Annotated in this window: 19 protein-coding genes; 5 read left to right on the top strand and 14 right to left on the bottom strand. The window is 39.4% G+C overall.

Translation table 11 applies throughout. The features are described 5' to 3' along the window. Positions 1 to 70: 70 nt before the first annotated feature. Together GSQ84_RS15775 and GSQ84_RS15780 are read right to left on the bottom strand one after the other, a co-directional pair. Entirely contained in the window at positions 71 to 1,438 is a 1,368-nt protein-coding gene (locus tag GSQ84_RS15775; protein ID WP_158798248.1) for an IS110 family transposase, read from the bottom strand. Between the two features lie 210 nt (positions 1,439 to 1,648). Then, on the bottom strand, positions 1,649 to 1,960 hold the full coding sequence (locus tag GSQ84_RS15780; RefSeq protein WP_158798249.1) for a transposase: 312 nt from the start codon (positions 1,958 to 1,960) through the stop codon (positions 1,649 to 1,651). Positions 1,961 to 2,128: 168 nt separating this feature from the next. On the opposite strand from GSQ84_RS15780, the gene GSQ84_RS28395 reads away from it, so the two are divergent. Then, on the top strand, positions 2,129 to 2,284 hold the full coding sequence (locus GSQ84_RS28395) for an excisionase family DNA-binding protein (protein ID WP_371416396.1): 156 nt from the start codon (positions 2,129 to 2,131) through the stop codon (positions 2,282 to 2,284). A gap of 212 nt (positions 2,285 to 2,496) precedes the next feature. On the opposite strand, the gene GSQ84_RS15790 is transcribed toward GSQ84_RS28395, so the two are convergent. The 5 genes from GSQ84_RS15790 to GSQ84_RS15810 all read right to left on the bottom strand — a co-directional run bounded on the left by GSQ84_RS15790 (position 2,497) and on the right by GSQ84_RS15810 (position 7,053). Then, complete coding sequence (locus GSQ84_RS15790) at positions 2,497 to 3,606, bottom strand: alkene reductase (protein WP_158798250.1); 1,110 nt, start codon at positions 3,604 to 3,606, stop codon at positions 2,497 to 2,499. A gap of 2 nt (positions 3,607 to 3,608) precedes the next feature. Further along, entirely contained in the window at positions 3,609 to 4,739 is a 1,131-nt protein-coding gene (locus GSQ84_RS15795) for an alkene reductase (RefSeq protein WP_158798251.1), read from the bottom strand. A 33-nt stretch (positions 4,740 to 4,772) separates the two neighbouring features. Further along, positions 4,773 to 5,513: an SDR family NAD(P)-dependent oxidoreductase gene (locus GSQ84_RS15800; protein ID WP_158798252.1), complete on the bottom strand. Its 741-nt coding sequence runs from the start codon at positions 5,511 to 5,513 to the stop codon at positions 4,773 to 4,775. An 89-nt stretch (positions 5,514 to 5,602) separates the two neighbouring features. Then, positions 5,603 to 6,163, bottom strand: coding sequence for a TetR/AcrR family transcriptional regulator (locus GSQ84_RS15805; protein WP_158798253.1), 561 nt, complete (start codon positions 6,161 to 6,163; stop codon positions 5,603 to 5,605). Positions 6,164 to 6,300: 137 nt separating this feature from the next. Then, positions 6,301 to 7,053: an SDR family NAD(P)-dependent oxidoreductase gene (locus GSQ84_RS15810; RefSeq protein WP_158798254.1), complete on the bottom strand. Its 753-nt coding sequence runs from the start codon at positions 7,051 to 7,053 to the stop codon at positions 6,301 to 6,303. Positions 7,054 to 7,482: 429 nt separating this feature from the next. Here GSQ84_RS15810 and GSQ84_RS15815 point away from each other — a divergent pair, with 429 nt between their 5' ends. Both GSQ84_RS15815 and GSQ84_RS15820 read left to right on the top strand, forming a co-directional pair. Next, the gene (locus GSQ84_RS15815) at positions 7,483 to 8,094 is read left to right on the top strand and encodes a TetR/AcrR family transcriptional regulator (RefSeq protein ID WP_158798255.1); all 612 of its coding nucleotides are present in this window, start codon (positions 7,483 to 7,485) and stop codon (positions 8,092 to 8,094) included. 264 nt (positions 8,095 to 8,358) lie between these two features. After that, positions 8,359 to 9,297 carry an alpha/beta fold hydrolase gene (locus GSQ84_RS15820; protein ID WP_158798256.1) on the top strand — a complete coding sequence of 313 codons (939 nt, stop codon included), beginning with the start codon at positions 8,359 to 8,361 and terminating at the stop codon, positions 9,295 to 9,297. 133 nt (positions 9,298 to 9,430) lie between these two features. Here the strand turns inward: GSQ84_RS15820 and GSQ84_RS15825 are convergent, their stop codons facing one another. Then, positions 9,431 to 10,021, bottom strand: coding sequence for a TetR/AcrR family transcriptional regulator (locus tag GSQ84_RS15825; RefSeq protein WP_254070880.1), 591 nt, complete (start codon positions 10,019 to 10,021; stop codon positions 9,431 to 9,433). Positions 10,022 to 10,161: 140 nt separating this feature from the next. On the opposite strand from GSQ84_RS15825, the gene GSQ84_RS15830 reads away from it, so the two are divergent. Next, complete coding sequence (locus GSQ84_RS15830; RefSeq protein WP_158798257.1) at positions 10,162 to 11,016, top strand: alpha/beta fold hydrolase; 855 nt, start codon at positions 10,162 to 10,164, stop codon at positions 11,014 to 11,016. Between the two features lie 169 nt (positions 11,017 to 11,185). Here GSQ84_RS15830 and GSQ84_RS15835 read toward each other — a convergent pair whose 3' ends face one another. Together GSQ84_RS15835 and GSQ84_RS15840 are read right to left on the bottom strand one after the other, a co-directional pair. Further along, complete coding sequence (locus GSQ84_RS15835; RefSeq protein ID WP_158798258.1) at positions 11,186 to 12,037, bottom strand: SDR family oxidoreductase; 852 nt, start codon at positions 12,035 to 12,037, stop codon at positions 11,186 to 11,188. 188 nt (positions 12,038 to 12,225) lie between these two features. Then, on the bottom strand, positions 12,226 to 12,993 hold the full coding sequence (locus GSQ84_RS15840; protein WP_158798259.1) for an SDR family oxidoreductase: 768 nt from the start codon (positions 12,991 to 12,993) through the stop codon (positions 12,226 to 12,228). Positions 12,994 to 13,173: 180 nt separating this feature from the next. Here GSQ84_RS15840 and GSQ84_RS15845 point away from each other — a divergent pair, with 180 nt between their 5' ends. Continuing rightward, on the top strand, positions 13,174 to 13,560 hold the full coding sequence (locus GSQ84_RS15845; protein ID WP_158798260.1) for a helix-turn-helix domain-containing protein: 387 nt from the start codon (positions 13,174 to 13,176) through the stop codon (positions 13,558 to 13,560). Between the two features lie 46 nt (positions 13,561 to 13,606). On the opposite strand, the gene GSQ84_RS15850 is transcribed toward GSQ84_RS15845, so the two are convergent. From GSQ84_RS15850 to GSQ84_RS15865, 4 genes are all read right to left on the bottom strand, one after another. After that, positions 13,607 to 15,493, bottom strand: a complete 1,887-nt coding sequence (locus GSQ84_RS15850) for a M1 family metallopeptidase (RefSeq protein ID WP_158798261.1) — start codon at positions 15,491 to 15,493, stop codon at positions 13,607 to 13,609. A gap of 11 nt (positions 15,494 to 15,504) precedes the next feature. After that, positions 15,505 to 16,122, bottom strand: coding sequence for a TetR/AcrR family transcriptional regulator (locus GSQ84_RS15855; protein ID WP_158798262.1), 618 nt, complete (start codon positions 16,120 to 16,122; stop codon positions 15,505 to 15,507). Between the two features lie 63 nt (positions 16,123 to 16,185). Continuing rightward, entirely contained in the window at positions 16,186 to 17,526 is a 1,341-nt protein-coding gene (locus GSQ84_RS15860; protein ID WP_158798263.1) for a TolC family protein, read from the bottom strand. A 2-nt stretch (positions 17,527 to 17,528) separates the two neighbouring features. Further along, the gene (locus tag GSQ84_RS15865) at positions 17,529 to 20,624 is read right to left on the bottom strand and encodes an efflux RND transporter permease subunit (RefSeq protein WP_158798264.1); all 3,096 of its coding nucleotides are present in this window, start codon (positions 20,622 to 20,624) and stop codon (positions 17,529 to 17,531) included. Between the last annotated feature and the right edge of the window lie 2 nt (positions 20,625 to 20,626).

Here is a 20,626-nt window from a genome sequence, read left to right on the forward strand (position 1 = left end):
TTTATGAACCTGAATATTTGTTGTCGCTCTTGGAGAAAATGCTGATGGCCTTTTTCTGTACAACCAAATATTAAACGGCTGGTAAAGAGCTTTTTAAAAACATCTTTTCTAGTTCTTCCTTACTCAGTCCAAGTGCGGATATTTTCTTTTCTATTTGTTTAATCTTAAGTGTTTTCTGCCGAGCGCTGTTGGTCTCTACCAGCTCCCTGTTATAAGGTGCTTGTTTGATGATCATGTTCCAGATAATGATGGCTAATTTCCTTGCAGTGGCTATGATGGCGGCTATTCGGCCTTTCCTAAATGCGATTCGTTTGAAGAACGGTGTCAATTCATGGTCCTTTTGGTTTCCTATAGAATTTGCTGCATGCCGGAGTGATTTTGCAATATAGTTTTTTCCCGAAGCTGTACGGTTACTGATAATCCGACCTCCGCTTATCTTATTGTTGGGTACTAGACCCAGCCAACATGCAAAGCTTTTAGCCGTGGGGAACTTGTTTAGGTCATGGCCCATATTTGTTAAGAGGCAGAGAACGGTATTATAGCTTATCCCATTGATGGCAAACAGATCTGTGTTGAAATAATTAAAGGCAAGGTGAGATAGATTAAATGATGGTGCATGTTTATCCCGTCTCTTTTTATTGGCATTGAGCTGTTTTTGTTCTATTTCCGATACGTCCCTTTTGGGTGCGAATTTGGTGAGTAGCTCCTCAATCACCTGGTCGCATTCCTTGATCTTATGCTCATACAGTTTGTAGAACTCCAAACAGGCCTGCAGTTCGAACAGGAGCTCATCCCTCCACCAACCATGAAGTGCGTCTGTAATCTCCTGACGGGATCTTTTAACACGGGTACTGACCAATGATGCGAGGCGTTCTGGATCCCTGACCCCTGAGAGTATAGCCTCAATAACGGCCATCCCGGACTCCCCGGTAATGTCTCTTATCGCAACATCAAGTCGAACATTCATTAACCGAAGGCTTTTCTGCATCTTGCTGCTATAGCGGGCGGACTGTTCCACCAAGTGCGAACGATGATAGTAATAGGTACGCAGCTGCTGAAATGTGTCGCTCAACAGTAAACTTCCTGAAAGGAGTCCCAGCGAATGGAGCTTCTGTATCCACATACAGTCAACAACGTCAGTTTTACGACCCTTCACGTTCTTGGTTTGGGTTCCTGGCACAAGCAGAACTTCAAACCCTGCAGCCTGCAGTGCAGAAAACAATGTTTGCCAATAGCTTCCAGTGCTTTCCATTGCTATTGTCATAATTCCTTGTGCGTAGAGATAGATGATGAGCTCTTCGTGGTCTTTCGTGTAAATACCAAATTCCCTGACATTTTCTTTCAACTGGTCCACGGCAACCATATGGCTGCGAGATCCAACATCAATGCCAGCGGCATTGGGATGGATAATTTTAAATGAATTGTCCTGTTTTTCCATACCTTGAAAAAATTAATGACCTCAGGAATGCTATGAATAGTTAAAATTTTTCTGTACGGGATTCTTTTTCAAGATCACCATTTCATTCATCAAATGTTCATCTATAATAATGAACATACAGCATCCGGCCCAGATTTTAAGAAGGACTTAGCCAGTACCATTAAAAGCCCGGGGCTCGCTGAGAGTCAAGACAATTTACGAAAATTTAGCCTATTTATGTTGTATTGGTAATTCCACAGATTGGGCGCCGTAGAACGATTTTAATATATCCCGCTCCATCTGCGTTTCACGCAGTTCTTTTTTCAAATTAGCCAGCTCTTGCTCAGCTGCGCTGAGAATAACTTTCCCATTCCCAGGAAAACTGCTCTCCTGCTTGCTAGAGAATTCCTTTCGCCATCTATATAGCAAAGTCACATTGATATCCAGTTCTTTCGCAAGGGCAATCAGATCTGTACGGGTATTACTGAGTTCAACGCTCATCAGCTTGAACTCCTTCGGGTATGCTTTTCTCTCTCGTGACATAATTTCTGTTAAGATAAGTAATCCTCTTAACTCTGTGTCTACTCAAATATAGCATCTCCAGACCGTTTAAAAGGAATTGAAGATTGCTTACAGGATTTAATTGATAAAGTCAAAAAGAATGATTCTGATAAACAAGACAATAGCCCATCAGAAGATATTTCATATACAATTAAAGAACTTGCTGTTTATCTTGAATGCTCTAAATCAACGGTTCATAGGTATAAGGATAATAAAGCTATTCCATACTATCAAGTTGGTAGAAAAGTATCATTTAAGAAAAGTGAAGTTGATAAGGCTAGATCATCGCTAAAAAAAAGAAGGTGAATTAAATAAAATCCAACATTACTTTAAATGATTTCAATAAATATTTATTGAAAGCTAATTTTCAATAAGTTATAACGACCGAGATACAAATGAGTTACAAAAAAACATTTATGAAATTGTACTGAGACGACTTAGATACTTTTTTTTCAAGAAGCGATATCGCCTGATTTAACACGCAGTTAGTAAACATAATTTTCGCAAAGAAGCATCCTCTACAATTCTTTATAAAACGGATAGTCAGTGTAGCCGTGTTCACCGCCTTCAATAAATGTTTTGCGATCATACTCATTAAGAGAAAATCCATTCCTCATTCGTTCAATTAGGTCTGGATTGGCAATAAAGTTACGACCAAAAGCCACGAGGTCAGCATCACCATCTTCTAAAATTTCTTCTGCATCTTTCTGGCTAAATCCACCAGCAACTATGATATTCCCTTTATATATATTCCGTAGACGATTAGCAGCAACTGGCTTTAAGCCAATTTCTTTAATATCAGTACCATCCATACGCGGTTCAATCAGATGCAAATAGGCAAGGTTAAACTGATTAAGCATTTGTGCAACATAGCTAAAAAGAGTGATGGGATCACTATCGTAAACTCCGCCATATGTGCCGCTAGGCGAAAGCCGAACCCCAACTCTCCCATTTCCCCAAACATCTATTAGTGCCTGTGTAACTTCTAAAAGAAATCTTGTACGATTTTCTAAAGATCCACCATATTGATCTGTACGTCTATTGGTACCGTCTTGAAGAAACAAGTCTACAAGATAACCATTAGCGCCATGAAGTTCAACACCATCAAAACCTGCTTCTTTTGCAAGTTTAGAAGCTTCACGATAATCTTCAATAATCTGAGCTATTTCATTATTCTCTAGTGCACGATTTGGACTTGCAGGAACGAGTCCATTTTTAGTACGAGCTAAACCAAAATAATTAATTTTTGAAGGACCAACGGGTAAAGTACCCGTTGGTAAAAGATCAATATGCGACTTCAGTCCTACATGCCATAATTGCAAAAATATAACGCTTCCTTTAGCATGAACAGCCGAAGTAATTTTCTGCCATTCTGCAACCTGTAGCTGATTATAAATACCAGGTGCATTTAGAAATCCCCGCGCAGCCCTAGAAATAATAGCCCCTTCAGTAATAATCAGCGCGCCTTTGGTCGCGCGCTGACTATAATATTCTCGCATTAAAGCTGTCGGCACATCGTTTTCATCAGCACGCAATCTAGTTAAAGGAGCCATAACAATACGGTTGAATAATGTAAACTTCCCCATATTAAATGGAGAAAACAGCATAGATCTTTTTTTATCATTCATTGCTACGAGTTAAATACCGGTATATGGGATATAAAAGGATAATCAGTATATCCCTCAGGAGATGATCCATAATATCCTTCAGGGCGCTGCGGATTTAATGATGCACCTATTAAAAGCCTTTCAACGAGATCGGGGTTGGCTATATATTCCCTTCCAAAGGCAATGGCATCCACCTCTTCACTGGAAACAAGATTTTCAGCATGATCCGGCTCAATATCAACGTTTAGTATTATTTTTCCAAAATAATGCTTGCGCGCATGATTTAGTACATCATCTCCCTGTAATGCAACTAACGGAGTTCCGTTTAGATCTGCCAACTGGCGCATTAGTAACAAATGAGATAATTTATACTGGTTCAACTTATTATAAACGTATTCTAACGTCTTGAGTGTTGATGGAACAGCTTTAAAGATACCCTGTTCATTCAGCATAGGACCGGTTTTTATGCTCACTCTTTCTGCTGGCCAAATTGTAAGTACTGCATCAAGAACTTCGAATAAAAATCTCGCCCGATTTTCAATATTACCACCGTATAAGTCAGTTCTTTGATTAGTTGACTCATGCAGGAATTGCATAATCAAATAAATATAACCAGCTTGTAATTGAACTCCATCAAATCCAGCATCTTTAGCAAATTGCGCAGATTTACGAAAGTCCTCTACCGCTTGTTGAATATCACTTAACGTCATTTCCTGGGGAACTTCACTCATTTTAAGTCCGTCCTTAACATGCACCATCTGCAATGGATTTATAGCAGAAGGGGCTAGGGGCAAACGCCCATCTTCGAAGAACTCTGATAGCGATATTGATCCCTGATGCCAGAGCTGCGCAAAAATGAGACCGCCCTTTGCATGCACCGCACTGGTAATATGTTCCCACGCTCTGGATTGTTCAATATTATAAAGTCCTGGAGCGCCATACCATCCTTGTCCTCTTTCGCTTACCCAAGTACCTTCACTAATAATCAGTCCAGCTGTAGCCCGCTGCTCATAATATTCACGCATAAGATCTGTAGGAACATGTCCCGGATTGTTTGCGCGTGTCCGGGTTAATGGAGCCATTATTATTCGATTCTTTAAGTGTAAGTCTCCTAAAATTAACGGCGAGTGTAACGTATTTATTTGCTTATCCATTATGTTAATTATACCGTTGGTTTCGATAAGATGTTAATTACTATTCATAATTGCTAACGCATTTTCTGGAGAGGCCAATAGCGCGCGGTACATATCTTCAGTGACACCGCTTCTGACAGAGAAATTGTCGCCAAGCAACGCCTTAATCAGGTCTTTTGCAATAACTTCTGGAGCTATTTTAGGTGTATCTAAACCAGCAGTCATTTCGGTATCCACCAGTGGCGGGAAAACCTCGAAGACTTTTACGTCTGCATCTTCTCTTTCCAGATGTAATCTAAGAGATTGAGAATAAGAATGCAAGGCTGCTTTAGATGCAGAATAGGTAACTGCATAAATAGATGGTACATAAGCCAATACAGAAGCGACATTCACTATCGCAGCATCACCTCTATCTCTAAGATCTGGCAGGAACTGGTTGATCAGATTTACTACAGCGTGAAAATTAATATCCATTTCCTGTTTTGTCTTTTCTTTAAATTCCTCTGAGAATACTGCTGGAACATAAAATGAAACACCAGCATTGTTGATCAGTATATCAATGCCACCATGATCAAATTTTACAGTTTCAACCAGAAGTTTAACGTCTGCATCACTGCTGACATCAGCAACTATATATTCTGCATTTTTTAGAGACCCGACAGCGCTCTTCAGTTTTTCTTCATTACGACCAACGAGAATTACGTGCGCTCCACCTTCTGTAAACGTTTTTGCAATGCTAAACCCGATGCCCGAACCTCCGCCGGTTATCAGCGCTTTTTTGTTTTGAATATTCATTTTTTTTAATTTTTGTTATGTTAGATATTTATTTTAAAACACTACAATTAACCTACTTACTAATAGGTAGGTTTGCTGGGCAAATTTTTTTATTTGATTTTTAATGACCTTCTCAACTGTTCTATAACCTCACGAAAATAACTTTCGCCTGCAAGACGCCCCATTTGTAACGAACCAGGTAATGATACGAACCAACTGGTGACCATGTCATCAACCGAAGAGTCAAAATGAAAGTTGCCTGTATCAATACCTTCTTTAAACACTTGAGTTAGCCAGCTTTTTATACTAGCAGCATATTGCCGGATGGCCTCCTGAATTTTTTCTGGAATATTATTATATATAGATCCGAAGGTGCTGATCATACAAAGTTTACGTCCTTGGTTAAAATAGTTAACGTAATTGTTGAGAACGGCTTCAAGTTTATCAGCAGGATCAGATGTGTCTAAATATTTCACCATCGCTGCAAAATCACTTTTGTCTTTTTCAATAACAGCAATAGCAAGATCCTCCTTTGAGGGAAAGTAATGATGTATAGAAGCATTTTGGATATTTAACTGTTCAGAAACCTGCTTGTAGCTGAAAGAATGATATCCAATTTGCTGGATAAGGTCTCTGCTCAATTCAACTATTTTTTCCCTTGTATTATTCATTGTTTGACTAATAATATCCAAATATACCTACTTGTAGGTAGGTTGCAAGAAAAAAGAAATAATGCCGTTAAAGATTACAATAGAAAGACAGGATGAGTCCCTGCAAACTATCGTGTCTTTTTGAAGTTAAATAAAAATTAAGCCTGCGTTCCTCCGTCTATATTAATGGTAGCACCGGTTATAAAACCTGCCTCTGCACTAACGAGAAAATTTACCAATGCTGCAATCTCTTCTACTGTTCCATAGCGTTTCAAGGCATTCTTTGATTTAAAATAATCAGCTAAAGGTCCTTCATCGGGGTTCATATCCGTAGCAACAGGTCCAGGCTGAATAACATTTACAGTAATTCCCTTTGCTCCTAAATCCCATGCATACCCACGTGCATAGGCTGCGGCTGCAGCTTTTGTAGCGCCATAATCAGTTGCGGTTGGTGAACCGACACTTGAGCCAGATGTTGACCCAATGATCACTATACGACCACCGTCTCCCATAATTTTTGAAGCTGCACGTACGGCTGCCGGTATGGCTCGAACGTTGATATCAAGCTGTCTATCATACTGCTCTTCCAATTCATCGGCTTGTTCGATAGGCCCTAAAACAATTATTCCCGCGTTGCTAACTAGAATATCCAGTTTTCCGAAGCTATCAGCTGCCTTTTTTACCGCTGCTGCAATTGACTTTGGATTACCACTGTCTGCGTAAATCGCCAAAGCTTTTGTTCCATTTTTAACAAGTTCAGCAACAATTGCATCCGCTTTTTCTGCTGATGATTCACTTACATAGGTAAATGCAACATCTGCACCTTCAGCAGCAAGCTTCTTAACGATTCCTGCGCCTATTCCACGACTTCCACCTGTAACGAGTGCAGCCTTTCCAATTAATTTTGACATTTTTATTTTTTTAATGATGAATAATCTAGCTTATTAGCATTTTGTTTAATTATCCGGACCTAGCCGGCAATAATTACCAGAATGTGTCATTTTCGTTTGGTCTCGCTTTTTCCAATAGGACAGACTGATTTTTTATTTTATCCTCCTGCTCATTATCCATTTTAAAAACCTAATTATTTGACTTTACAAAAGTATACTAAATTGACTTATTTATAGAAAAATAATTATAATATGACCGTTAAAATCAAATTTTAAATATATATTTATCTATCTATCAATATTTTAAAAATATAATAAATTATAAGATTACAATAAAATGAATTAAATAGTCATTATGTCCTATTTTAAATAACAATTACATAACCATAAAAAAAATGAAAATTTTGTATTTCAGGCACTTTGTCCTACTTTTACAAAAAAAAATCGATTTTGGGAAAAGCAGAAAAAACGAAGCAACTCATCATTGAAAGAGCTGCACCTATATTTAATGTCAGGGGAATTGCCGGTACATCGGTTGACGATGTAATCAAGGCTTCAGGCGTAACTAGAGGTTGTCTCTATGGACACTTTAAGACGAAGGATGCTTTGGCTTCGGCTTATGTAGATTTTGTGCTGGAGATGCAAAAAGAACAACGTGATTTGCGTATGAACGCTGAATCCTCGTCTAAAGGAAAGTTAATTGCTTTTATAAATATTTGGAAAAATCCGCTGTTTTCAATTATTGATGGGGGCTGTGCCCTTGTAAATCTCGCCACAGAAGTTGACGATACAATTCCCAGTTTAAGAAAAAAGGTTAAGGAGCAATTAGTAGAAAACATCAATTTATTTACTTCGCTGCTCAAGCAAGGCATTGCGAGGGGAGAATTTTTGGATACTCTTATTCCTGAACACTTTGGCATTAAAATGTTTACTTCAATAGAAGGTGCTATGGTGATTTCCCGCGCCATGAATGACGCAAAACCTATGCAAACACTTATAAAGGCACTCAAGGCAGAATTAAGCTCATATAGCATTAATAATAGTTTGGACCCTGAAATCTAAAGTCAAAACCTTCGCCATCATTATCTAATAATTTTGGCTAAGAGCTGTTAATATATATTTTTTCCCAGATCTCAATAATCCTCCTTTTCTAAGGAAGTTTGCTATTTAATAGCATCATTTCATTTGTCACCGCCAAGTCAACATAAAGCAAATAGCGAACAAACCAGTCTATCTATACAAATATGAATGATCGTTCATTTATATTTGTCCGGTACAATATAAATAAACACCGGGCCGCTTCATGCATCCCATAATTCAATATAAATGGAAAGAAAAGATTTTATCAAGTTGGGATCAATTGCAGCAACTGGTCTTGCATTATTCCCAAGAAGCTCAGCATTGGCCTCGCAGGTAAATGCTGACAGCGCTCTCACAGCTGTAACTAAGTTTATAGAAGTGAAGGGAATCAAATTTGCATATCGCCGCTTTGGTAAAAAAAACGGACTACCACTGATATTCGCTAATTATTTAACTGGAACAATGGACAATTGGGACCCAATAATCCTTGACGGTTTCGCAAAAGATAGGGAAGTCATTATTTTCGATAATGCTGGCGTATCGGCCTCTGGAGGTAATACGCCGGATAATATAGAAGCAATGGCGCTGGATACTGAAGGCTTCATCGATTCGCTCGGATTAAAGCAGATCGATCTTTTTGGTTTCTCTATAGGAGGAATGGTAGCGCAGCAACTGGTCATGAACCGACCGGAACTGGTTCGCCGCTTAATATTAAGCGGAACAGGTCCGCGGGGAGGTGAAAAAATGACCGACTATCCTGCAGAGATTTGGGGATATTTTAAAAAACATTACCCCCACCCTGATGAGCTGTTACTTGATACATTTTTTACCCAAAGTAAATCGAGCCAGGATGCGGGCTGGGCATACCTTAAACGTATCAGAGCAAGGACACAACGTGATCCAAATATCGGTGATAAAGTTGTTCCCAACCAGTTAAAAGCAATTTTCACTTGGGGCAAGCCTTTTCAGGGAAGTTATGATTATCTAAGAGATATCAAGCAACCAACGTTGATCATTCAGGCTGATAAAGATCTAATCATGCCTCCCATAAATGCTTTTATCTTAAAGCAAAATTTACCAAATTCCTTCCTTATAATGTATCCGGACACCAATCACGGACTACAATATCAATACCCAGAACTTTTTTTGAAACAAGCTGCAATGTTTCTAAATGACCTATCATAAAAGAACAAAATAAATTTATGGCAGAAATTAGTAGACAGCCGGAAGAAGATTTCAAATACCTTTAAGTTTTTAAATAAAAATAAGGCTCTAAACCAGGATATTAATTTGTTTATAGATTTATTTAGTTAGGACCCTATATTGAGTGCTCGTTAATCTCTTCTTTCAGAAGCCTAACGAGCATTTTCATTTTGCTGATATCACGTGAAACGCGGGATATCAGGATTCCACCCTCTATCATAGCGTACGATTTGGTGGCGAATTCACCTGCATCCCATTCTTTTTGAAATTCCCCGTCGTTAATGCCTTTTTGTATAATGTTTTCCATGGCCTGCTGAACACCGCAAACAACTTCATTCACTTTTTCTCTGATCACAGGATTGGTATCATCGGCTTCCATTCCAAAGTTCATCATTGGGCATCCACCTTGTACCGGAGGATTAAGCGGATCACTGAGGTAATCCAGCAAAGCAAAGAACTTATTTTTTGCCGATTCATGCTGATCAGAAACGGCGGTTGTTCTCTCGACGAACATCTTAAGATTATAATCTACAACACAATTGACCAGCTCATCTATATTCTGAAAATGAACATATAGACTTCCTCTAGCCATTTTGGTAGCAGCCATTATATCGCTTACTGCAGTTCCTGCAACACCATTCGTGTTAAACAACGGAGCTGTTTTTTCAATAATAAACTGCCTGGTCTTTTCTGCCTTATTCATCATTTTCTAATTAACAAAGCAAATATATAATGAACAATAGTTCATTATGTCATTTTATAGTAAGCTTATTTAATACGAACAAATATGAACATTCGTTCATTTATATTTGTCAAGTAGTTCAATAATAACTTAATTAAAAAATTATGGATCAGTTAACACACGCTAATGCACCTACGCAATTTATACATGCCAACGGGATAAAATACGCTTACCGCCGGTTTGGTAAATCCGGAGGAACTCCATTAGTGTTTACTCAACACTTTACTGGAACACTGGATAATTGGGATCCTGCCATAACAAGTGCACTGGCGGCTGACCGTGAAATTATTCTTTTTGATAATGCAGGTGTCGCAAGTTCCACTGGGGAAGTAGCAACCACTATTAAAGGTATAGCAGTAACAGCACTTGCTTTCATAGATGCATTAGACCTTAAAAAGATCGATATTTTTGGGTTTTCTATGGGAAGCTTCGTTGCACAGGAGATTTCCCTGGCACGTCCTGAGCTTGTTCGCCGCCTTATTCTCATTGGCTCCGGTCCGAGAGGGGGAGAAAACCTGGAAACATTTTCCCCTGAAGTTTGGGCTATGCTTGGAAAAGAATATTCTCCGGCAGACGAACTGCTGCTTGATACCTTTTTTTCACCTACACCATCGAGCCAGGCGGCCGGTAGGAAGTTCCTCGATCGCATCAGAGAAAGAGTAAAGGATCGTGACATAGCGATTAACGACAAAGTTGTTCCTAATCAGCTTGCAGCGATTGCCGAGTGGGGTGCGCCAAAAGAAGGCTCTTATGAATACCTTAGAGAATTAAAGCTTCCTGTACTGGTTGTTAACGGCAAGAATGATCTGCTTTTCCACACGATCAATTCTTATATACTTCAGCAGCATTTGCCCGATGCACAGCTCATAATTTACCCTGATTCAAACCATGCGGCTCAATATCAGTTTCCAGAATTATTTGTTAAGCAGGTAAACCTATTTTTAGAAGGAGTTCAATAATTAATAATTGCGTAATTGACACGGCTTTTCCTTGCCTTCACAATTGATATATTTAAGCAATCAAAAATAAGGTTCAAAAAAATGACGACAAGTAAATTTCGTTAAAACCGTAATGAGAAAAGGGAGTAAGCTTTAGCTTACTCCCTTTTCTCATTACGGTTAATTGATGTTAAAAACCGTATTCCGACATCCAACGGGTTTTAAGGTCATTGGTAGTATTATTATATTCAATGTCAAGTCCGTGTGCACTCGGATCGACTGGAGTCCGTAAAGGACGTTTCCCTTTTTCAGTATTTACAAGAGTAAATGCAGCATCTGCAACTAATTGTGGATCTGGCGCAGCCTCTGCAAAGATCTTCATAAATCCTTGCTGAATAAATTGTGACATAGCGGCTGTTTCTTCTCCGTAAGATTCCTGAACACCTTCACGATCTGCGTTGGTACCAGGTTTACCCATGATCTCAGTCAGGAAAGCACCAGGCTCTATCAGTACGGTTTCAACGCCGTGACCTATTAGCTCAGCGTAAGAGCCTTCAATAAATCCCTCCAAAGCAAACTTAGTTGAATTATAAGCAACTTGAAATGGTGGTGATATACGTCCGACCGCACTTGAGATTGTAATGATTAAGCCATCCTTAACGGCGCGCATTGCCGGCAAAACTTCATTATTCACACGCAATACTCCCCATACATTCACCTCATACAATTTCTGGATCTGGGGAATACTAAATGCTTCCAGCACTCCTCCCCCATATATGCCGGCGTTATTAATCAGCACATCAATTTTTCCATACTTTTCATAGATACCTGCGACAGCTGTTTTAACAGATTCATCACTTGTCACATCAAGATCCATAACTTCCGTATTCGGCAGTGCGTTTAATTTCGCAGCAAATTCGGCATTCTTATCTTTCACATTACGCATTGTAGCAATAACAGTATGACCTGCATTGTCAAACGTTTTGACCATTAATGCACCAAAACCGGTACTTGATCCTGTAATTACAATTACTTTTTTCATTCTGATTTCAATTAGTATTATAGTATATTTTTTTGTTTTGCAGGTCATTCAACTAATAGTTGGATCACAGTTTACAGCAACAGACCTGCTTCAACATGACAATCAATGGTGATCTAATCACTGTTGTTTCCTGCGATCAAATGCATTAGCTGAGCATCCTTTGATATATTGGAATTTATGAACTGGAGCTAAACAAGTAAAGGGGTAATCTTTTTTTTCGGATTAAGTATTCCGAAAGCAGTTCCTGGCAACAAGCGGTTTATGGTGTAAAGCAATTTTGCTCCTCCCACCCTTATGGTGTATTGGTCTCTCTTAATACCTGCAATCAATTCTTTTACAACAGCTTCTGGAGTCATCATTTTTTCTTCAAGCCCTGCGGTCAAATCAGTTTCAACCAGCGGGGGTAAAAGTTCAAAAACTTTAACAGTGCTGTTAATAACACCCAGGTGAACCCTCAAAGATTCTGTGTAAAAACGGGCTGCCGCCTTTGAAGCTGAATAGGTAGGCGCCAAAACCGCAGGGAGATAACTCAAAACTGATGTAGTGTTTATAATCGCTGCTTCTTTGCGGGATTTAAGCATATCCATAAACAGATCGGTAATTCTGATCATCCCAAGATAGTTTACATTCATTTCATAACTGGCATCAACAAAATGCTGACTATCCTTCATTCCCAGATTCAAGGGTCTTGTACCAACGCCTGCATTGTTGTACAATACATCAATCCCGCCTAACCATACAATTTCCTTGTAAAGTTCTTTCAGGTTATTTTCGTCCTGTACATCGCATTTAATAGCAGTAACCTGTGTCAGCACTTTAGTTACAGCATCCAATTTATCCTGATTACGGCCGCATATGATTACATGTGCACCCAGGGCAAGAAATTGTTTTACAGATTCCAGACCAATCCCTGATGCACCGCCGGTAATTAGAATCCTTTTTCCTTTTAATTCCATGATATTTATTTTAATTGTTTGGTTATCAATTTTTAAAACCGTCTTAAAACATCCATAACATTCATCACCTTTCTAAATTTGAATAATTGTCGTATGTCACTTGCAAAGCTGAACAAAATACTTTACCTTTGAAAGTACTTTCCTTTTAGAAAGTACTTACTTTTGAGAAACTATTAAATCATGAAAAAAGGAGAAGAATTTTCGGAACACTGCAAAACCCAAATGCTTTCAATACAGGATACCCTAGACGTGATGGGTGGAAAATGGAAGATCAAGATCCTGACCATCCTATATTTTGGGGAAACCCATTTCATGGAGCTTCAGCGCAGGGTTAATGGTATCGGCTCAAAAATGCTTTCCCAGGAACTAAGAGATCTGGAAACCAATGGTCTTGTAAAAAGAACCGTATTAGATACCCGGCCTATAACGGTGGAATATGAACTTACACCCTACGGTACCACCCTTAAGGATATCATCGAGGATATGGCCATATGGGGTGCCAAGCACAGAACAAAAATCATACAGGAAGAAAAGCAAAAGGATCATCCTCAAAAAGTGTACGCCTGATCTTAACTTCTGCGCTGGATTAATTGAATATCCTGGATTAAAATATTCAGGGTATGTCGCTGTGATTATCCTTTTGGCCTGCGTCAATAAAAATGCCAGTGTCAAGCTCAATTTTTTTCAGCTTTTTTAAAGTGTTGATACTGATAAGAACTTGTTTCTGATCTCCCTGCCAAACGGCTGGATTCATATGTATTATCCGGGCTGATCCATCCTTAAAATGAAGTTTTACATCAAATGGAATGGCAAAACCACCCGTATTTATTACTATGAGCTTATAACCGGCAGATGTTTTGATAATTTTGGCTATACCGATATCGATATAATTATTAGAAAAAAACCAGTTTTTAAAAAACCAATTAAGATTTTTGCCCGCTCCCACGCGCATGGAATTAAAATAATCCCATGGTATAGGGTGCTTACCATGCCAATTAGCCATATAGTCAAGTAATGCTTTTTTAAAAATCTTTGCCCCTAACATATCCTTTAAGGCGAGATAACTCAAAGCGGGTTTTGTATAAGAATTAAACCATTGCCCGCCATTTTGAGCGGAACTCAGTTCACTTGTTGGCGTTATAATGGGGAGGTCAATGCCTGATGAGGAATTTTCCGAATATTCCTTTACCCGAAAACCTTTAAACAAGGCCTCCGCCTGATCCGGACCGTTCTCGTCCGTCGCCATCAGTAGTTCCAAAACAGTTGCCCACCCTTCATCCATAAAAGCATACCTGCTTTCATTTGTTCCCATGTAGAATGGAAAATAGCTATGCGCAATTTCATGATCCTGAGTAAACTGCTGACTAAACCTTGTATCATCCGCATGATCATTGATCATCATAGGATATTCCTGGTCAGAATAACCCTGAAAAGATGTCATCTTCGGAAACGGAAAAGGAATTCCCGGCAAATTATTCGATAACCAGCTAATGGAATGCTGGCCAAGTTGTACAGATTTTTTATAGTCAATCGCATTTGTATTATAAGCAGCTTGCATACTTACCCTCCGTCCAGTGACTTCATCAATTGGAACACTTGCAGCGTCCCAGAGGTAATGGTCACTCACTCCAAATGCCATGTCAGAAATTTCATTTGCCGTCCAGATCCATGTATTCATATTATTCACTTGCGTTATATGATGGCCAGCAAGATCAGACTCTTTAACAATATGAATTGTTGAATCACTGATGAATGACCGTCTAAGTTGTTTTGCATATTCCGGCTGCAATACCTGATCTATATTTTGAAGCGTTCCCGTAGACCACACGATAAAATTTGAAGGTACCTTTATATTTAAGGTATAATCGTTAAAATCATTATAGAACTCTGCTGCATCTAGGAATTCTAGTTTATCCCACCCATTATAATCATCGTAAACCGCTATTCGTGGATAAAAATAAGCCATGAAATAAGTTGTAGAATCTATCATTCCTTCACGGTTGCCTTTCAATGCGATCTGATATTGCCAAGTTATTTCAATATTCAAGGAATCATTAGGCAACAATGGCTTGCGAAGGGTAATTGGCTTATTGGTAAATGCGGCATCTGTATTTAAGGCTTCCAATCTCCCGTTTACTTTAAATTCATCAATTTGAATCCCGCCGGAAAGATAGTTCTGATCAACTCCCGCAAATCTCGGCGCTCCCGCTTTATGAATGTTTAATAGCAATTTAAGATTGAGCTTCTTTAAGGTGTCTGGACTTTTATTGTAATACTTTATAATTTCACTTCCTTTTATCGTGCGCTCAGGCGGCTGTATTGTAACTATAATATTATAAACCCCGCTGTTCTGCCAGTAATTTTTACCAGGCCGGCCATCTTCAGAGCGGGTGTGATTTGCATAGGCTTTTTTAATGTCTCTTGGCTGATATAAGCCTTGAGCCTTCATTTCCTGAAATATCACTAAAATAAACAGGACAAATAACGCATATTTTCCCATGAGTAATAATTTTAATATTCCTTTTCGCTGCTTAAACTCGATTGGTTCCTATGTCCATAAAGTTCTTTTGTAAGACTTCTGATTGACACCTGCGTTGGCATAGAATTATTCATGACCCTGCTGAATGCGCCTGCACAACAAACGGAGGTGAACATTTTGACAGCAAATTCTTCAGGATGAATGTCTCCAGTTAACTCCCCGGATTCAACTCCATCATTTATAATACGAGTAAATTTTTGAAACTGCAGTTTCAAAAATTTTTTTATGATTTTATTAATTTCCGGATTAGTATCATCTGCCTCTACAGAAAAATTAATAATCGGACATCCGCCATCAAACATAGACTGGAGGGGATTTTCACTCATTTTAAAAAATGCTTCTATTTTTCCAACAACTGTATTCTCTCTGGCGAGCAATTCATCTATTTTTCCGGTACAATGCTTGATCATGTATGTGACGCTTTGTGTTGCGAGCTCCGACTTATTTTGAAAATGGCCGTATAAACAGCCTTTTGAAATCCCTGCAGCGCGGACCACCTCGTCTAAAGATGTACTAGCAACGCCTTTTTGATTGAAAAGAACCGCTGCCTTTTCTATGATTGTCTGTCTGTTGATTTTTGATTGATTCATATTGCAATTATTTATTAGGTGTAATATGTATGATTATTTGTTACCGATTTAGCATTCAATTCGTTATTGTCGATATGAACCTGCTGTAATTTCCAGCTGAACTACAGCAATACGGTAAGTCAATTGAGCAGAAAAATAGTCAGCCTCTGCTTGTGCCAGATTATTCATTGAAACTAACACGTCCTGTTTTAAAGCTTTACCCGCCAGCTTCGCATTTTGTCTGATCAGAACCTCACGTTGGCGGAACCTTACGATTTTTTCAGCCGCTGTAATTAGGAGCAGGCTTTGGGCAGCATTGCGATAGCTTTTTTCAAGTGAAGATCTGGTAAACTCTTTGGTGTAACTTAAATTAGCAGCCGCCTCCCTGACCTGCGTCTGGCGTTGGTGTACAATCGAACTTCTTGCCCCCCAGTCAAGAATCGTCCAGGAAAGCGTTACCCCTGCATTGAAATTATTGTGGCCGATAAAATCTATCACATCCTGTCTGCTATAGCCTGCAAAAGCACTCAGATTGGGTATAAATTCCTTTTTTGCGGCGCTGACGGCGAGCGCAGCCTTTTGTTCCGTTAGACCGGCTATTTTGATGTCGGGATTTCCCTTAACCGCCTGTTCCTGATAATAACCAATTGGCTGAAGTACTACCTGGGAATCTATAGAATCTGATAGAGCTAATGACGCATCTGCACTTCTTCCAAGCAAAACATTAAGGTCAGCTTTGTAATTATCAATCTGGTTTTGCGTGAGAAGTACCTTTTGTTGTTGAGAGGCCAATTGAGCTTCAAGATTATAAAAATTGACAGAATCTGTTTTTCCGGCAATTAAGGCGCTCTGTATATCATAAAGCTGCTCTTTAAGCATATCCAAGTTAACATTGGCCTGAACAAGCTGTTTCTGACTGATAAGAATATTATAAAAGTTAGTCTCTGCTGTTTCTCCGATCTGCCATTCTGCTTTCGTATTGGCTTGTTTGGACAATTCTACATTTGTTTTGGCGATCTTTACACCTGTACTTATCCTAGTAAGCTGCGTCAATGGCTGCTGAGCCTGTAGTTGTCCTGCAAATATATTGTGTTTCGAGCTGAAACCGTTGTTAACGGGCGCCCCTGATAAACCAAGTCCGTTGAGATTTATATTTGTCTTAGCACTATACAAATCCAAGGCGTTAGCTGCAATTTTAGGATACAAATTACTGCTAATATTGGTAACGCTGTCGGTCATTTCAGAAACCCTTAATCTGCTGATATGAAGCTGCTGATTATTCAGCTGGACCATTGCTTTAACCTCTTTTAAGGACATGGGAGCCTGTTGGCTGTAAGCCTGAGTGGCGATCTCTGAAAAAATGATAATCAATAGGGATATCCTGAACGTTTTCCTGATATCCATTTTATAAGCGGTGATGTTCATGGCTATAATTTTTCCTGTGATTTATTAAGACCTTCTTTATCTTCGGGCTTGATGATCATAACAAAGAGCACCGGGGTTACAAGAAGTGCCATGACCATAGAAAATACAACTCCAAAAGCGATTACACTGGCTAATGGACTCCAGAGTGGCGACCCCGAAACGATCATTGGCACGACACCGATTGCCGCTGCCATTGCTGTGAGAAATATCGGACGCAAACGCCGTTTTCCAGATTCAAGCGCCGCAGTAAAAATATCATTGCCTTCTGCGATGAGTTCGTTAGTATGATCAATAAGAATAATTGCATTTCTAACAACAATCCCGGAGAGTGCAATAATTCCAAGAAAAGCTGTAAAGCCAAAGGGATTATGCGTAATCAATACACCGGAAATAGCGCCGAAAAGACTCAATGGAATTGCTGTCATCACGACAAACACCTCTTTCAGATTTTTAAATTGAAATAATAGGATGAGAAAGATCAGAACAATACTGATACCCAAAGACAAATTCATTTGTCCTGCAGTTTCAAGCTGGTTTTCTATCTCCCCACCATAGGCTATACTATAACCTGACGGCAACGGTATTTTCGCGATTTTGTCCTGTGTCGCTTTCAATATCTGAGACGCCAAAGCACCTTCAGAAACCTCGCAAAGTACCGTTAACGTTCGGGAACCATTTCTATGCATGATTCTGCCGGTCTGCCATTCCGGAACAATCTCACTAACTTGTCTTAGCGGCGAGTTTATACCAGTAGAAGGCGATGTAACATACGTATTGGCCAGATCGTTGAAATCCCTCCTGTCCTTTGCTTCCATTCTCAGCACAATGTTGATGGGATGATTGCTTTCGTAAATTGGTGTTACAGAAGTCCCGGTAAACCCGGCATGAATTGAAGAACCAATACTTTGAGAGGTAAATCCGAGTTTTTGGCCGTCTTCCTTTATTTTGATACCAAGCCCATAATAATCTTCATGAAAATTACTCCTCACTAACTTGCTGCCTGGCGCGTTACTTACGATATCTGATATTTGTTTTCCGAGTATCTTTAATTCGCCGAGTTCTGGGCCTGTAATGCGAACTTCTATTGGTGATACCGTACTTGCCCCCTGCTGCATCAATCTTACGTAGGGACGGCCTTCCGGCATTAACGAATTAACCCTATCATTGAGATTATGAGCAAGTTCTTCAGTTTCTTTGTCTGTATGTGTAGTCACGAGAACCTGCGCATAATTGGTCACGGGCGGTTCCGGAGAAAAGTTATAGTAGAAACGAGGGGCGCTTGTACCCGAAAAAGTGGCATAAGTGACGACCCTGGAATCCTTGTTCAGCAGATTTTCTACACGTTTGATGACTTCGGTTGTCTTATCCAATTTAGTTCCAGTAGGCATCCATAGTTCGATCACAAACATATTCCGTTCAGCTGCCGGAAAAAACTTCTGCTTAAGCTCGCTGGATAATAGAACCGCAAATACAATGGTCATGACACTCGCCAGAATTGTAGTCTTACGATGGTTCATGCACCAGGTCAATAACAAATTATAACCACTTTGCATATAATCCAGCAGTGATTTCCTCTTTGTTTTTTGATCTTTAGGTAAATTGTGATCATGAAGACCCTTTTTAATAAATACAAAGCATAAATAAGGTGTAAGTAACATTGCTACCACAAATGATGATGTTAAGGCAATGGCAACAGTAATAGGTAGTGCAAATATAAATTCGCCCGTTGTTCCAGTGATAATTATGAATGGTAGAAAAGAGCATATGATAGTGATTGTAGCGGTAAAAACCGGTACAACAAGATCACTTGCGGAGCGCCAAGCGGCCGTCTTACGGTCGATCCCATGATCTAATAGTTCGACATAATTATCAGCAATGACAATTGCGTCGTCAACAACCATTCCTAAAACAATAATTAACGCAGCCAGGGAAACTTGATGCAACTCAATACCGAAGAAATTTAATAAGCTAAAAGTAACCGCAATGGTAACCGGAATTGCCATTGCTGCAACTAATGCGATTCTAAATGGAAGCAATAATAAAATCACTATTAGTACGGACACAATAGCAATGAGGAATTCCCTGATAAAGTCATTTACACTGTTGTGTACGATTTCCGGCTGATTTACGATTGTTCCGAATTTTAATGAAGGAGGCATCTGCTTTTTAAGTGCTGCTAGCTTGGCAGTGATTGCATTTCCAAAATCAACAATATTATTCCCTTCAAGCATTTCGAGGGATAGTAATAGAGCTCTGTGCCCTTTTACGGTCGTTCTAGTAATTCTTTCAGCAGGCTCGCGTTTGATATCTGCAACCTCGCCGAGTTTTATTACCTCACCATTGCTTTTGGAATAACCAACCACCTGCTCGGAGACATTTTTTTCTGTAATGAAATATCCCTGAGCGTACAACGGCACTTGGTTATTAGATGTTTTTATATCTCCGGTAGAGGCAATAGCATTCTGAGCCTGAAGTATTTGCGTAATCTGTTGTAAATTGACGCCATATTGTGCCAGTTTTTCAGACTTAACAGATACTGTTATCTGGTCGGTCTGCTCGCCAATGTGTTTGATTTTCGATAGACCCGGAACGGTCCGAAGCCCGTCATCTACCTTTTGTAAATAATCTTTCAGCTGATTATCGTCAAGACTGTCATCTTCCAGAGAAATCAGCATCGCAATAGTATCACCAAAATCACTATTTACAAAAGGGCCAACAACGCCTTTTGGAAGATCGATTGGTTTATTCTGGTTGAGGTCAAGACGAAGCTTTGACCAAAAAACGTCCGGTGTTTTGACATTCTCAGCAAGTTCAATATAAACAACAACCTGACCGTCGGTTGTTGAGGAATAAGTCTTTGCTTTACGTACTTCAGAATATGTAAAAAGATATTGTTCGATTTTTTTTGTTACCTGTTCTTCCACCTGCGCGGAAGTAGCGCCCGGAAAGTTGGCCACCACTAGACCCTGCCTGATGGTGATTTTGGGATCTTCCCTCCTAGGCATAGTAAAAAGCGCATGCACACCCATAAGGACCGCAAGTAATAATATCGTTAGTGTTATCTGATGATACCTGAGTGAAAATTTTATAATATTCATTA

Origin of the sequence: Pedobacter sp. L105, assembly GCF_009765875.1 — a bacterium.
Taxonomy (GTDB): Bacteria; Bacteroidota; Bacteroidia; order Sphingobacteriales; family Sphingobacteriaceae; genus Pedobacter.